Source organism: Bradyrhizobium sp. Kon56 (assembly GCF_055807635.1).
Genome location: NZ_JBVVOU010000004.1, coordinates 159,318 through 174,766, shown reverse-complemented (window position 1 = coordinate 174,766; position 15,449 = coordinate 159,318). Strand labels below are relative to the sequence as shown.

At 64.2% G+C, this 15,449-nt stretch carries 10 protein-coding genes; 6 read left to right on the top strand and 4 right to left on the bottom strand.

The window, feature by feature from the left end; all coding sequences use genetic code 11:
* The first annotated feature begins 49 nt into the window (after positions 1-49).
* Together AC0L3B_RS08530 and AC0L3B_RS08525 are read left to right on the top strand one after the other, a co-directional pair.
* Positions 50-1,123 carry a hypothetical protein gene (locus tag AC0L3B_RS08530; protein WP_085385345.1) on the top strand — a complete coding sequence of 358 codons (1,074 nt, stop codon included), beginning with the start codon at positions 50-52 and terminating at the stop codon, positions 1,121-1,123.
* Between the two features lie 154 nt (positions 1,124-1,277).
* A complete protein-coding gene (locus AC0L3B_RS08525) occupies positions 1,278-2,453 on the top strand; it encodes a YncE family protein (RefSeq protein ID WP_317245845.1) in 1,176 nt (391 codons plus the stop codon).
* A 36-nt stretch (positions 2,454-2,489) separates the two neighbouring features.
* On the opposite strand, the gene AC0L3B_RS08520 is transcribed toward AC0L3B_RS08525, so the two are convergent.
* On the bottom strand, positions 2,490-3,284 hold the full coding sequence (locus AC0L3B_RS08520; RefSeq protein WP_018454093.1) for an ABC transporter substrate-binding protein: 795 nt from the start codon (positions 3,282-3,284) through the stop codon (positions 2,490-2,492).
* Between the two features lie 255 nt (positions 3,285-3,539).
* Here AC0L3B_RS08520 and AC0L3B_RS08515 point away from each other — a divergent pair, with 255 nt between their 5' ends.
* Both AC0L3B_RS08515 and AC0L3B_RS08510 read left to right on the top strand, forming a co-directional pair.
* Positions 3,540-4,733 (top strand): efflux RND transporter periplasmic adaptor subunit, encoded by a 1,194-nt coding sequence (locus AC0L3B_RS08515; RefSeq protein ID WP_377829465.1) that lies wholly within the window; start codon positions 3,540-3,542, stop codon positions 4,731-4,733.
* Between the two features lie 24 nt (positions 4,734-4,757).
* Positions 4,758-7,916: an efflux RND transporter permease subunit gene (locus AC0L3B_RS08510; RefSeq protein ID WP_473380288.1), complete on the top strand. Its 3,159-nt coding sequence runs from the start codon at positions 4,758-4,760 to the stop codon at positions 7,914-7,916.
* Here the strand turns inward: AC0L3B_RS08510 and AC0L3B_RS08505 are convergent.
* Both AC0L3B_RS08505 and AC0L3B_RS08500 read right to left on the bottom strand, forming a co-directional pair.
* Positions 7,913-10,180 (bottom strand): cation:proton antiporter domain-containing protein, encoded by a 2,268-nt coding sequence (locus tag AC0L3B_RS08505; protein ID WP_473380287.1) that lies wholly within the window; start codon positions 10,178-10,180, stop codon positions 7,913-7,915. The two genes, AC0L3B_RS08510 and AC0L3B_RS08505, sit on opposite strands and share 4 nt — an antisense overlap.
* A 432-nt stretch (positions 10,181-10,612) precedes the next feature.
* On the bottom strand, positions 10,613-11,785 hold the full coding sequence (locus AC0L3B_RS08500) for an MFS transporter (protein WP_085385342.1): 1,173 nt from the start codon (positions 11,783-11,785) through the stop codon (positions 10,613-10,615).
* A 59-nt stretch (positions 11,786-11,844) separates the two neighbouring features.
* On the opposite strand from AC0L3B_RS08500, the gene AC0L3B_RS08495 reads away from it, so the two are divergent.
* The gene (locus AC0L3B_RS08495; protein ID WP_085385422.1) at positions 11,845-12,645 is read left to right on the top strand and encodes an AraC family transcriptional regulator; all 801 of its coding nucleotides are present in this window, start codon (positions 11,845-11,847) and stop codon (positions 12,643-12,645) included.
* Between the two features lie 95 nt (positions 12,646-12,740).
* On the opposite strand, the gene AC0L3B_RS08490 is transcribed toward AC0L3B_RS08495, so the two are convergent.
* Complete coding sequence (locus AC0L3B_RS08490; protein WP_473380286.1) at positions 12,741-14,291, bottom strand: winged helix-turn-helix domain-containing tetratricopeptide repeat protein; 1,551 nt, start codon at positions 14,289-14,291, stop codon at positions 12,741-12,743.
* Positions 14,292-14,456: 165 nt separating this feature from the next.
* Here AC0L3B_RS08490 and AC0L3B_RS08485 point away from each other — a divergent pair, with 165 nt between their 5' ends.
* Positions 14,457-15,437, top strand: coding sequence for a Bug family tripartite tricarboxylate transporter substrate binding protein (locus AC0L3B_RS08485; protein WP_085385340.1), 981 nt, complete (start codon positions 14,457-14,459; stop codon positions 15,435-15,437).
* The last annotated feature ends 12 nt before the right edge of the window (positions 15,438-15,449 follow it).

Sequence of the window (15,449 nt, the reverse complement as noted above, 5' to 3'; positions counted from 1 at the left end):
TGCTTACGATCCCCTTGGCCATCGAATCGACAGGCCCAGGGAACCGGCCATGAGAGCACGACATCGCGCCGCCGCAGTCATAACGGCGCTTGGGCTGATCCTTGCGACCTTCGTCCCGAGCCTGGCGCAAACGCTCACGGCCAGGCAATCGGAGGCGGTTGCGACCTACGAGCGTGCGCTCGGCGATTTCAAAGCGATTCTCTCCGAGCGGCGCCGCCAGATCGACGCCAAACAGCCGCTGCCGAACCTGCCGGGCCAGGCGCTCTATCTGGCACGCGTCGCCGTGATCAGTGCTTACAAGGATCTCACCGACGTCATGCCGTCGCGGACCGGCAGGCCCAACAAGTTCGAGATCCCGCCGGCCTATTTCGATGCCGACATCGAACCGCTGGTGGACGAATACTCAAAGCTGTTCGAGATCATGGAAGCGCCGCCGGCCGGCGCGCAGAACTCGGCGACACCGTTCAAGGACGTGGTGGATCTCGCGGTCGCGATCGCACGCGCCAAGGGGTTGGCGCCTGACCACGCCGAAGCCGCGGGCCGGATCAGTCTGGGGCTGTTCTTCGCCGAGACCAACGGCAAGCAGAACGTCCGCAACGGGCGCTCGAACACCTATATGGGCAGCTTCCAGACCGGCCCGTCCGAGGACCGCAACGGCCATAGGAAATGGGACGCCATCAAGGGCGAGATCGCGGCCGCCGATCCCGGGTTGAGCGCGCGCGACGACAAGGAGGAGGCGCGGGCCCGCGGCACCGATCATCGCTTCAATCACTGGACCAACGTGCGCGACGGCCTGATGAACGCGCATGCGGATATTTTCCGGGAGATCCCAGGAATCGTGAAGACGCTGCCCGACCCGATCGACCAAATGAAGCTGTTCGAGCTGATCCAGATCGTTCCCACGCCGACGCGGGCGGCGCTCAAGTCCGGCGATCTCCTGAACTACAGGGTGTCCAGTCCGACGATCATGAAGCACCTGCGCAACAACAGCATCTTCGCATTCGGACAGGCCGACCGGGCGCGCACCTCGGCAAGCTTCCGGGAAATCCTTGGCGCGATGTGGCTGTTCAAGCGGAAGTTCGAGAAGGCGATGGCGAAATACGCGGAGATCAAGCCACGCTGAGGGGCCTCGCCGCGTGGCACGCGACTGAGAGGCTAGCTCCCGCCTTGTAGCCGTCCGTCGGCGTCTTCAAAGGCAAACGCTCGCCACCTGGTCATTGCGTCCTGCGCCCGGTGCATTTAGCTTCTCCGGACAAGAACAAATCTCGGGGGGACATATGACAGCCGCTCTTCGCAAGCGCACGCGCCGTGCCGCATGTGCTTTGATCTCAACATCCCTGGCGGGCCTCGCCAATTTCGCCGCGCACGCCGAGATCGTCGTCACGGCCAATGACGGCAAGATGGTGCTCGAGAACGGCAGCGCCGTGGTGCGCAAGCAACCACTGCCGGACACGGTGAGCGTCATCGACTTCACCGACGGTGCCTTGAAACTTCTAGGCGAGGTGCCCGCCCCGGCCAGCGTCGTCGGACCGCCGCCCAGCGTGGCAATTGCGCCGGATGGCGCGTTCGCCCTCGTCACCGGCGCGATGAAGCTCGATCCCGCGGATCCGACCAAGACGGTGCCCGACGACAAGCTTTCGGTCATCGACCTGAAATCCACGCCGCCCAAAGTACTGGCGACCTTGCAAGCCGGCGCGGGCGCTGCCGGCGTTTCGATCAACCGCGCGGGCACGCTGGCGCTGGTTGCGAACCGCAGCGAAGGAACGGTCTCGGTCTTCACCATCAGCGGGGGCACGCTTGCGCCCGTCGGCAAGATCCAGCTCGGCGACGCCAAATCAGGCCCCAGCCACGCGGTCTTTTCCCATGACGGCGCGACCGCGCTGGTCACGCGCGACGGAGACAGCAAGATCTCGCTTCTGACTGTGGACGGGAGCAAGGTCGAGTACGCCAAGCGCGATCTCTCCGCGGGCATCCGCCCCTACGACATCGATCTCACCGGCAGCGCCGCCGCCATCGTCGGCAATGTCGGCGCCAGCAGCGGCGACAACGACTCGATCAGCCTGATCGACATGACGGCGAAACCGATCCGCGTCGTCACGACAGTCACCGTCGGGCAGACGCCGGAAGCCGTGAAGATGTCCCCGGACGGCAACTACGTGGCCGTGACCGTCATGAACGGTTCGAACAAGCCGTCGGCGTCGCCGTTCTTCAACGATTTCGGCCTGCTCAAGGTCTACAAGATTTCGGGCACTGACCTTACGCCGGTGACGGAAGCGAAGATCGGCCATTGGTGCCAGGGCATGGTGTGGTCCAAGGACTCCAAATATGTCGTGGCCCAGTGCATGGTCGAAAACGAGCTGATCGCCTTCTCGTTCGATGGCAACGCGCTGAACAAGACATCCACGCTCAAGATGCAAGTGAGCCCCGCGGGCATCCGCACCGCGGAGCCGTAGGGCCGGAGCGCGGCGCAGTCATCCTGCGCCGCCATCCTATTCGGTGCGGATCGGCGCGTCCTTCAGGCCATTGCTGTCATAGGCCTTGCGCAAGGTGCCATTCGTCACCGCCTCGTTCATGAATTTGGTGACGAAGGTCAGCGCTTGGGGGTGGCCGAGCGGCACAGCGACCGCCGTGACGGTCTTCTTGAAGGTCTCGTCGAGCACGCGCGTGCCCGGGATCTTCTGCGCCATCTTGTTGAGCTGGTCGCGCGACAGCGCAAACGCATCGATCTGGCCGCTGCTGAGGAGGCCGAAGATCTCGTCATAGGTCTGATAGCCCGTGACCTTCGCATTCTTCAGATGCGCGGCCGCGCCGCGCATCGTGGTCGTGGCGTTCACGGCCGCGACCTTGATGCCCACCTGATCGAGCGTGGCGAAATTGGTGACGTTCGAGCCTGATTTGACGATGTAGGTGGCGTCCGCGACCTCGTAGATCGGGCCGAACATCATCCTGCTCTCGCGCTCAGGATCTTTGGGCAACCAGGTGACGTCCCAGTTGCCGTTCGATGCCGCGTCAGTGATCTGCCCTGAATTCTGATACACGACATATTCAACGGGCACGCCGAGTTGCCCGGCCATCTCCCTGCCGAGATCGACCGGCACGCCGGCATAGCCGTCTCCGGTCTTGGTGGACCAGAACGCGCCGCCAGCCAGGCTGATCGCGATCGCGACCCGCAGCTTGCCGGTCGGTGCGATCTCGTCCTTAAGTCCATCGCCTAGCGCGGGCATGACGACCGCCGCGGCGAGAATGAGGCCGGCAAGGACCGACTTAAGGACCGACGTGGGCATGTCATGATCTCCCGACCTTTTCTTCTTGTATTCTTCTCTTGTTCGTCCCGACCGCTTCGCGCGCCGTCGCTCGGCCTGTGACATAATTCTGGTCGATCGGGTGCGCGATAAAAAGCGGTTTGTGATGGCAAAACTGCCAAAGGCCACAGCGCGGTCCGCAGCGCAAGGCCGACGACTGCCATGGCTATGGTGTTCCACGTCCGGGCATTTGTTGGTAGCCTCCCGCCTCGACAGACAGCAACCGGGGGCCACCGAATGACCTGCGCGAATCCCGCATCTCCCGCACGGCGCAACGAAGCGTGGAGACATGTCGGGCAGGCACTGGCCGCCGCGATGGCCGTGGCCGCGCTCGCCGGCTGCGAGGACAAGAACAGTTTCGTCGCTCCGCCGCCGCCCAAGGTGGACGTCGCCGCGCCCGTGCAGCGCCCGGTGACCCGTTATGTCGAGGCCACCGGCAACACCGCGCCGATCAAGAATGTCGATCTCGTCGCGCGCGTGCAGGGATTCCTGCAATCGATCGACTACCAGGACGGCGCCTTCGTCAAGCAGGGCACCCAGCTGTTCACGATCGAGCCCGAGACCTACAAGCTCAAGCTCGACCAGGCGCGGGCGGCCGAGGCCGGCGCGCAGGCCTCAGTCCGGCAGGCGGAAGCCGACTACAAACGGCAGGCTGAGCTGGTGCAGCGCCAGGCCGTCTCGCAGGCCACGCTCGACACCTCGACATCGACGCGCGATAACGCGCAGGCCAATCTCCAGCAGGCCGAGGCCAACACCAAGCTCGCCCAGGTCAACTACGGCTACACCAACGTGACCGCGCCTTTCGACGGCATCGTCAGCGCTCACATGGTCTCGGTCGGCGAACTCGTCGGCGTCTCCTCTCCAACTCAACTCGCGTCCATCGTCGCGATGGACCCGATCTATGTGAATTTCACCGTCAACGAGCAGGACGTGCTGCGCATCCGTGCCGAGGCCGTCCGCCGCGGGCTCACCGCCGCAGACATGAAGCAATTTCCGATTCAAGTCGGTTTGCAGACCGAGGCCGGTTATCCGCATGAGGGCAAGCTTGACTATGTCGCCCCGACCCTCACCCAGTCGACGGGCACGCTCGCAGTGCGGGGCCTTGTCCCCAACGACAAGCGGGTGCTGCTGCCCGGCTATTTCGTCCGCGTTCGCGTGCCCTTCACTCAGGAGAAGGACGCCCTGCTCGTGCCCGACACCGCGCTCGGCAGCGATCAGGGCGGCCGCTATCTCCTCGTCGTCAATGGCGACAACGTTGTCGAGCAGCGCAAGGTGCAGATCGGTCCCGTGGACAACGGCTTGCGCGTGATCGAAAGCGGCTTGAAGCCGGAGGACCGCGTGGTGACCGCGGGACTGCTGCGGGTGATTCCGGGCCAGAAGATCGACCCGCAGGTGACGAAGATCGAGCAGCCGCAGGCGTCTGCCAAGTAAGATCTGCAAGTAGGAGCGCCGGCCATGATCTCAAAATTCTTCATCGAGCGGCCGGTCCTCTCGAACGTCATCGCGCTGCTGATGATCCTGATCGGCGGCGTCGCGCTGTTCAACCTCGCGATCGCGCAATATCCCGACGTGGTGCCGCCGACGGTGCAGGTCACCACACGCTATCCCGGCGCCAGCGCCAAGACCGTGATCGACACAGTTGCCTTGCCGATCGAACAACAGGTCAACGGCGTCGAGGACATGCTCTACATGCAGTCCTACAGCGGCTCCGACGGCACCTACACGCTGACCGTGACCTTCAAGATCGGCACCGACCTGAACTTCGCGCAAGTGCTGGTGCAGAACCGCGTCTCCAGCGCGCTGTCGCAATTGCCCCAGTCGGTGCAGAACCAGGGCGTCACCGTACAGAAGCGGTCGACGTCGATCCTGCTGTTCGTGACGCTGACCTCGCCCGACAAGACGTTCGACAGCCTTTATTTGAGCAACTACGCCACCATCAACCTCCGCGACGAACTCTCGCGCCTGCCCGGCGTCGGCAACGTCACCGTGTTCGGCGCCGGCCAGTATTCGATGCGGGTGTGGCTCGATCCGAACAAGCTGCAGGTCCGGGGCCTGGTGCCGCAGGACGTGATCCAGGCGATCCAGCAGCAGAGCCAGCAGGTCTCCGCCGGCCAGGTCGGCGCACCGCCGACGCCGCCGGGTCAGGCGTTCCAGTACACCCTCAACGTCAACGGCAGGCTCGACGATACCACCGAGTTCGAGAACATCATTGTCAAATCAGGCACCAGCGGCGACGTCACGCGGGTGCGCGACGTCGGCTGGGTCGAATTGGGCGCGCAGACCTACAGCCAGATCTTCTCGCTTAACAAGCAGCCGGCCACCGGCATCGGCGTGTTCCAGTCGCCCGGCGCCAATGCACTCCAGGTCGAGCAGGCCGTTGAGAAGAAGATGGCGGAGCTTGCCAAGGCCTTCCCGCAGGGCATGAAGTACGACACGCCGTTCGACACCACCAAATTCGTGCAGGCCTCGGTGCACGAGGTCTACATGACGCTGATCGAGGCCGGCCTGCTGGTGCTGGTCGTGATCCTGGTGTTCCTGCAGGACTGGCGCGCGATGCTGGTGCCGGCGACCACTGTGCCGGTGACCATCATCGGCGCCTTCGCCGCCATGGCCGCGCTCGGCTTCACCATCAACATGTCGACGCTGTTCGCGATCGTGCTAGCGATCGGCATCGTCGTCGACGATGCCATCGTCGTGGTGGAAGGCGCGGCCCACAACATCGAGCAGGGCATGAACGGCCATGACGCCGCGATCAAGGCGATGGACCAGCTGTTCGCGCCGATCGTCGGCATCACGCTGGTGTTGATCTCGGTGTTTTTGCCAGCGTCGTTCCTCGCCGGGCTCACCGGCCGCATCTATTCGCAATTTGCGCTGGTGATCGCGGCGACCGCGCTTCTGTCCGCCATCAACGCGGCGACGCTGAAGCCGACGCAATGCGCTCTCTGGCTGCGGCCGACGGTGCCGCCGGAGCAGCGCAACTTCTTCTATCGCGGCTTCAACGCGGTCTACAACCGCGTCGAGCGCGGCTACATCCGACTGATCGGCGTGCTGTGCAGGAACAGCACGATCTCGGTCGCGATCGCGCTGGTGCTGATCGGGATCGGCGGCTACGGGCTGTCCCGGGTACCGACCGGCTTCCTGCCGATCGAGGACCAGGGCTACCTGATCGCCGCCGTGCAACTGCCTGACGGTGCCGCGCTGGAACGGACCCAGAAGGTGCTCGACAGAGCGAGCGAGCTGATCAAGGACACGCCCGGAGTCCAGCAAGTCATCACCATCGCCGGCATCTCCGCGCTGGACAACAGCGCCAGCCTTGCCAATGCCGGCGTCGCCTACATCATCCTGAAGGACTGGGACGCGCGCAAAGGCCCCGGCGAGGATTTGCGTTCGCTGGTGTACGGGCTGAACGACAAGCTCGCGGCCATCATGGAAGCGCGCACGCTGGTGCTGCCGCCGCCGCCGATCCAGGGCATCGGCAACGCCGCCGGCTTCTCGATGCAGGTCGAACTGCGTGACGGCAACAGCGATTTTGCCAAGCTCCAGGCCATCACCGGCGCCATGGTCTCCAACGGCCAGAGCCAGAGCGCCCTGCAGCGCGTCCAGTCCTCGTTCCGCTCCTCGGTTCCGCAATTCAACGTCGAGATCGACCGCATCAAGACCCAGACGCTGCACGTGACGACGGACCAGGTGTTCGCGGCGCTCTCGACCTATCTCGGCTCGTCCTATGTCAACCAGTTCAACAAGTTCGGCCGCGTGTTCCAGGTCTACACCCAAGCCGATCCCGCCTTCCGCGTCACCGAACGCGACATCGCCAACATGATGGTGCGCAACTCGAACGGCGACATGATCCCGATCGGCACGGTTGCCACGATCACCCCCGCCACCGGCCCGTCGCTGATCAGCCTCTACAATCTCTATCCATCGTCGACCGTGATCGGCCTGCCGGCGCAGGGCTACTCCTCTGGCCAGTCGCTGAAGCTGATGGAGGAGATCGCGGACAAGACGCTGCCGCCGGGCACCGGCTTCGAATGGACCGCGATGTCCTATCAGGAGAAGGCCGTCTCCAACCAGATCTACTGGGTGTTCGGGCTCGCCATGCTGCTGGTCTATCTCGTGCTCGCCGGCCAGTACGAAAGCTGGTACGCGCCGATCTCGGTAATCCTGGCGGTGCCGCTGTCGTTGCTCGGCCCCATGCTGATCCTCAACGCACTGAAGATCGACAACAACCTCTATTGCCAGATCGGCCTGATCCTGCTGATCGCGCTGTCGGCCAAGAACGCCATCCTGATCGTCGAGGTGGGGCTCGAGCTGCACGGCCGCGATGGCAAGCCGGTGCTGGAATCCGCGATCGAAGCTGCTCGCGCCCGCTTCCGCCCGATCCTGATGACGTCGTTCGCCTTCATCCTCGGCGTGGTGCCGCTGGTGATCGCGACCGGCGCCGGCGCCAGCGCGCGCAAGTCGATCGGCATCACAGTGTTCTCGGGCATGCTGGCCTCGACCTGCCTCGCGGTGCTGTTCGTGCCGGCGTTCTTCGTGGTGGTGCAGCGCTTCGAGAACTGGCGTGCGTCGAAGAAGACGCCGAAGGCGGTGGCAGTGGCCGAAGTGAAGTCCTAGGCTTTCTCCGTGGACGTCGGACGCGCCTCCCCGCTCGAGACCAGGAGCACCGAGACCTTCGCTTGCCTGAGCACGGCGTCGGCGACGCCGCCGAAGGAGAGGTGATCGGCCTGGATGCGATCGACCCCCATCACCACGAGATCGACGGCGGTGGTCTCGATCTCGCGCAGGATCGCCGCTTCAGGCGCCCGGTTCGCGCGCAAGGTCGTGGTGATGTCGACCTCGTAACGGGCGGCGAGATCGCTGGCGTCCTTCAGGATGCCGGCCTCATGGTTCAGACCACGCGAGGCGCCGCGCTGCGCGCCCTTGTCGCGCGTCGTCGCGACATAGATCACCCGGAGCGAGCCTGATCCCGCCTGCGCCAGCGCGACCGCGACCTCGGCGCCGCGCTTGGAGACGCCGCTGCCGGAGACCGGAACGAGGATGTTGAGCGCCTCGGGCGTCGGCTGCTTCAGGTGCTTGCCCTTGGCCGCCAGGATCGCGAGCGGTCCCTCGAACTTCGCTGCGATGTCCTCGATCCTCCGATCGAAGCGGTCCTTGGCGGCAGCAACCTTGTCGACGCCGATGACCAGAAGATCGAAGCCCTTGCGCGCTTCGTCGGCAATGGACTCGCCGAGCTCCGCACGCCTTGCCCGGGTGACGACGTCGACGCTGCCGACATCGCCTTCGCCATGGGCCGATACGATCTCGGCGGCCTTCTTCACCACGGTTTCGGGGCTTTCCTCTTCATCGCGGCCCTTCTCCTGATCCTTGGCGCGCTTGCCGATGTGCAGCACGGTGATTGGCAAGCCGCGCATGCCGGCGATCAGGCCGGCGATGTGGGCAGCGAAGGTGGCGTTGACGCTCTCGTCCACTGCGAGCAAGGGACGTTCGAGATTGGCGACGAAGCCGCGCTTCTCGAATTCTTCCCGCTCCAGGCGCTCTTGCTCGTCCTTGTTCATCGGCAGCTTTGCCAGCGCGGCGCGCAGCATCGGCGGCATCGCCATCGTGGTCACGATCGCCATGGTCACAATCATCGTGAACAGGTTCTGGCTGAGCACGCCGATCGAAAGACCGATGGTGGCGATGATCACCTCGGTCGAGCCGCGCGCGTTCATCCCGCTTGCGAGGGCCAGCGACTCCCTTGTGTTCAGCCCGCCCACGGTTCCGCCGACGAAGGCGCCGCCGAACTTGCCGACGCTGGCGATCACGACCAGCAGGCCGGTGAGCATCAGCAGATGGGGATCGCGCAGCACCGTGAGGTCGGCGCTCAGGCCGGCCAAACCGAAGAACACCGGCATGAAGAAGCTCGAGATCAGCCCGCGCAGCCGCTCGTCGATCTGCCGCGTCAGGATCGGGGACTCCCCGACCAGAATGCCGGCGACGAAGGCACCGAGCACGGTGTGCACGCCGATCAGATGCGTGACCAGCGCCATGGCGCACATCAGCAGCAGGATCACCGTGATGACCGGCGCGGTGCTGACGAGATTGTCGTTGGCCCATCGAATGAGCTGGAACACGATGCGGCGGCCGATGGTGAAGCTAATCGCGAGGAAGGCCAGCGTGCCCAGCACAGCTTTCGCCACCGAGGCGATATCCAGCGCGCCGTGCGAGGCGAGGCTGAAGATGACGGCGATGATGATCCAGCCGATGGTGTCGTCGATGACGGCGGTGGCGACGATGATCTGGCCGACATTGCGGCGCATGAAGTTCATCTCGCGCACAACCACCGCGACGATCTTCACCGAGGAGATTGACAGCGCCGTACCCATGAACAGCGACGCAACCAGGCGGGCTTGCGGATTCGGCAACAGCGCATCTGGCAGGAATTCGCCGAGCGCAAAACCGCAGGCAAAGGGCACGAGGATGCCGGCAATCGAGATCGCGATCGCGGCCTTGCCGACCTTCCTGACCAGCTTGAGGTCGGTCTCCATGCCGGTCAGCAGCAACAGCAGCAGGATGCCGAACTGCGCGATGCCGTCGATCATCGCTTTCTGCTCGGGCGTTTTGGGGAAGATTGCCTGCTGTGCGTCAGGCCAGACCCAACCGAACAGCGAGGGACCGAGCAGGATGCCGGCGAGCAATTCGCCGATCACCGAGGGCTGGCCGAGGCGCTGCATGATCTCGCCGAGACCGCGGCCGACCGCGATCAACAGCACGATCTGGGCCACCAGCAGGAATTCCGAGGGACCGGCCGATTTGCCGCCCTCGGCGCTGGCCGCAACGGTGGTGAGGACAAGCGCCGCGGGGACAAGGCCGACCGGTCGGAGCAGGCTCCACTGCATGCAGGAATTTTACCCCTTCATCTGCCCCGGCGAGGTGCCGGGATGACGGGGATAGAACCCGCGGCAGGCAACGGGAGTTCCTTGACTTCGCGGCGGGTAAGGGGCCTCAACAAAAAAAACGCGAAAACAACCCCATGCACAGTAGAGATGAGGTTGAAAAGACTGGAGAAAATTTCGTCTTTGCCGAAATCTGATTTCGCTTTGCCGAAAATGCTTGCCCCGTCGGGCAAAACACTGGCATGATGGCATCATCGGCAGACTACGCGAGCCGCCGCCACTCCCACGTCATTGCGGGCGCGGCGACTTGACAGCCGAACCTTTAGCGAAGGCGGAAGCAATCCAGAATCCTCCGCGGAAAGATTCTGGATTGCTTCGTCGCTACGCTCCTCGCAATGACGGGATTGAAACGGGCGCGCGCCTCACGCCGATCCCTCACGCCGCCTGCGGTGTCCTGATCTCGCGCGGCAGAATGATCGCGGCTGCGATCGCGAGCAGGCAGAGCGCGGCGAAAGCATGCAGCATGGTGACGAAGCCGCCCTGCTCGTAGAGCCAGGCGACCAGGCCGACCGAGGCGCCGGCGGCGGTGAAGCCGATGAAATAGCGCACGGCATAGGCGCGCGAGCGCCATTCCTCGCTGGTGTATTTGCCGACCATGGCGTCGTTGACCGTGACCTGCCCGAACGCGCCCATGACGATGCCGATCGAGACCAGGATCAGCGGCAGATTGGACAGGCTCGCGGCCAGATACAGGAACGGCGCCAGCATGAAGGACAGCGGCAGCGCCACCGTCTTCAGCGAATAGCGGTCGAGCAGCCGGCCGATCGTGTACTGCGTCATCGCGCCGAACACGTAGACGCAGGCTGCGATGACGCCGAGCAGCGCCGGGCTTTTGGTGAGATCGGCAAGCCGCTCCGCGAACAGCTTTGGCAGCGCCACGGTGACGGCATTGAACGTCGTGGAGATCGCGATCACCACGATCAACAGCGACAGGATCACGCGCCACATGTCCTGCTTGGCGACCCGCGCCTGAGCTGCCGCCTGCTTCGAGCCCTTGCGGTCCTCGTGCACGACCATCATCGCAAACGCGATGCCGATCAGGATGGTGACGATGCCGGGGACGATGAAGGCGAAGCGCCAGCCGAGATACTGGCCGATCACGCCGGTGACCAGCGCCGACGATGCGACGCCGAGATTGCCCCAGACGCCGTTGATGCCCATCTCGCGGCCGAGCCTGTCAGCGTAGGAGACGATCATGGCGGTGCCGACCGGGTGATAGATCGAGGCAAAAATGCCGATTGCGAACAGCGCCGCGCCGAGTTGCGCCGGGGTCTGCACGCAGCCGACCGAGATCATGGAAGCGCCGATGCCGACGAAGAAGATCAGCATCATGTGGCGGCGGCTCCAGCGGTCGCCGAGCCAGCCGGTAAGCAGCGAGCCCGCGCCGAAGGCGACGAAGCCCGGCGTCGCGTAAGGCAGGAGTTCCGAATAGGCCATGCCGAGCGCCGGTCCCATGATGATCACCGCGGCGGCGAAAATCAGCATCGCGTAATGGTCGATGAAATGGCCCGCGTTGACGAAACTGATCACCCGGCTGGGGCTGTTCATGGGAATCCTCTCCTGCTCCGAAATGAATTATATGTCTTGGGCATGACGGGATGCTGCCAATGACTGTCGTCGAGACGCCAATCCTCCGGGCGGTCCGGAGCAATCATCGCTCGCCTGCGGGCGTGCATCTGGTCGCACGCGACTACCCCAAGGGCATGCGGATCGATCCGCATATGCACCGCGAGGCACAGCTGATCTATGCCGCCAGGGGCACCATGCAGGTGACGACGCCCGGAGGGCGCTGGCTGGTGCCGCCGGACCGCGCGGTCTGGGTCCCCGCCGGGCTCCAGCACGCCATCGATCTGCTCGCCGACATCGAGATGCGGACGCTCTATTTCGACTTGGCCTGGCTGAAGCGCGAGCAGCGCCATGAGGGACTGACCAAGGAATTCGTGGTGCGGGTGTCGCCGCTGCTGAACCAGGCGATCCTCGCGCTGTTCGACGCGCAAAATACGGAGGAGCGGACCGATCTGCTGGTTCGCCTGGTGATGCTGGAGCTGGTCCGGGCCGAGGACTCCGCGACCTTCGTGCCGCTGCCGCACGAGCCGCGCTGCCGGCGCGCGGCCATGATCGTGCTCGACGATCCCACCGGCCTGTACGACATCGACGCGCTGGCGCGCGAGGTCGGAACCTCCGCGCGCACGCTGTCGCGGCTGTTTTCGACAGAGACGCAGCTGAGCTTCAAGAGCTGGTGCCAGCGTGCGAGGATTGCGGCGGCGATCCAGCGGCTGTCCACCGATGCCAATGTCTCCGTGAAGCAGCTCGCGACCCAGCTCGGCTATGCCAGCGTGCCGGCGTTTTCGGCGGCGTTCCGTCAGGTGACGGGACGGACGCCGACGGAGTTTGCGGGGAAGGGGTAAGCGCAGAGGCGGGCTGCCGATCGTCCTGCGGGGCCGGTTCGCCAGAATAACGCGATGGCCGGCGGCCCCTTTGGCCTCGACGAGCCGCGCAACATCTATTCTTCAGGAAGACCTGCCTTGCGTAACCCCACGGCGATACGAGCTCGCTGCGCAAGACAGGTTGGATGATCCGTTGGCGAACTGGCGTGGAATTGGGCGATGCTGAAGTCCGGAGCGAGCGTCAGCCCCGCCTGCATATGAGTCCGCGCTTCCTTGATCTCACCGAGATGCGCCTGCTCGGCGGCAAGATAAAAATGGACAAAGGGTGCAATATTACGGTTGGTCTCGATCGATCGCTTGAACCAGCGAACGGCAGCCTCATCGGCGCCGAGATATGATTGCGCGACTCCTGCCGTATTCATCCAGGAAGAGGCCTTGTTATCGCGGGGAGAGAGTCGGAAAGCCTCCATGACGTGCGCTTCGGTCTCCTCGGCTCGGCCCAGATTGCACTTGCCAAGTCCGATCCACGCATGGGCCGTGGCAAGATTCCGGTCCAGCACCAACGCCCGCTCACACTCGGCGATGCCTTGGGCGGCGCGGTTCGTGAAAATCTGGACGACGCCCATCAGGCAATGTGCCCTCGCGTGATTGGGCGTGTGGCCAAGTATCCTGGTCAAGGACGCTTCGACCACTTGCAGAGGCGCCGTGCGGTCGATCAGCATGGAGGTCGCCCGCATCGTATCGACGTCTGTGATTCCCACCATAGCTTCAACGTTTGAAGCGTCCAGCAGGAGCGCTTGTTCGAAGAACGGGCTAGCCTGCGACAGGCTCGTGGGATCCGTCCCGCGATTCAGATACGCCATGCCCTGGAAATAAAGGTCGGTCGAATCTGGATGTGGCGCACGCGCAGCGCGCCGTGCCTCTACCCTGACGAGCTCGGTTCCCAATTGATTGGCAAGACGCGCACCGATTTCGTCCTGCATGTCGAAAAGATCTGCTACCTGCTTGTCGAAACGGTCGCCCCACAAATGATTTCCGGTCTCGGCATCGATGAGCTGGACGATGATGCGCATCCGGCTGCCGGCCCGTTGCACGGAGCCCTCGAGCACGTAGCGAACGCCGAGTTCGCGGCCGAGCTGCTTCAGATCGACATGCACGCCCTTGTAGGTGAAGGCGGTGTTGCGGCCGATCACGAAGATACCGGCCATTCGCGACAGATCCGTGGTCAGGCTCTCGGTCACGCCGTCGACGAAATAGTCCTGGGCGGGATCGGGGCTCAGATTGGCAAAAGGCAGAACCACGAGCGACGGCTTGCCTGCGGCGGGCCTCGGCAAGCGCGCGACAGTCGCAGTTGTAGGCACTTCGCGCACCTCCGCGACGAAGCGGACGCCCTTGCGCGGAAATGTCTTGATCAAGCGCTGCGCGTCCCCGGAATCGCCGATCGCCTTGCGCGCCGCATTAAGCCGCGTGGTCAGGGCGACGTCGGAGACGACGCGACCATGCCAGATGGCGCGGATCAGGTCGTCCTTGCTGACCACGCGCTCGCGGTTGCCGATCAGATAACGAAGCAGGTCGAACACCTGCGGCGCGATGGCGACGACCTCCGGCCCGCGACAAAGCTCGCGCCGCTCAGTGTCGAGTGAAAAATCGTTGAAGAAATAGCGCAAGCGACTTCCCCGAGACCGCCGTCCGTCGTCAAAATCCGTGCGATGCGTAAGAGTAAGCTGCCGGTAAGGAAAATGTAAGCCGGCGACCAAGCCCGTTCGTCCCTCATGTGATACATCCGCCGGTAGAACCCGCTCTGAGCGCCAAATGGATCAGGGAGACAGGGAATGATCACGCGTCGTAGCGTATTGGCCGCATCTGCGGCCTGTGTGGCGAGCTCCGCCTCGCACCGCGTGTCGCGCGCGCTCGCACAGCCGCTCTCCAAAACCGCGCACATTTTGACGGGCTTCTCGCCCGGACTGCAGGACGCCATGGCGCGGCTCGTGGCCGGACAGATGAGCGGCTATGCGGAGACCATCGTGGTCGAGAATCGGCCAGGAGCAGGCGGCCGTATCGCGGTGGAGGCGGTGAAGAACGCCGATGCCGACGGATCGGCCATGCTGTTCTCGCCGCTCGGCTTCATGATGTTTTTTCCGCACGTCTACAAGACGCTGAGGTACCAGCCGCGCGATTTCACGCCGGTGTCGACCGTCGCCTCGACCCCGACATTGCTGACAGTCGGCCCGGCGGTTCCGGCCGACGTCAGGACACTGGCGGATTTCGTTGTTTGGTGCCGAGCCAATCCGAAGCTTGCCACCTTTGGCACGCCGGGCGCCGGAACCACGCTGCATTTTCTCGGTACGATGCTGGGCCGCAGCGCAGGCTTCGATTTTCTCCACGTGCCCTATCAGGGCGGTGGCGCGATTCAGGATCTGGTCAAGGGCGTGATTGCAGCGACCGTCATGCCGATCGGCAGCTCGCTCGGACTTGTCCAATCCGGAGATCTTCGTGCGCTGGCGACCACTGGACCGCGCCGCAGCCCGTTCGTTCCGGCGGTACCGACGGTGCGGGAGGCGGGATACCCCTCGCTCGAGGACCTCACATGGTTTGCGTTTTTCGTTCCAGCGAAGACGCCGGCGCCGATTGTCGATAAGCTCAGCGCCGCGATCCAGACGGCCGTTCGCACCGACGAGGTCAGGGCCGGTATGGCAAAGCTGGCCGTCGAGCCGGACGTGATCGCGATGGACGATTTCGCCCGGCTGATCGCATCCGAATCCGACCGGTGGAAGGCGATCGTGCATGAAACGGGGTTTGTCCCGACCGATTGATCGCAGCAACGG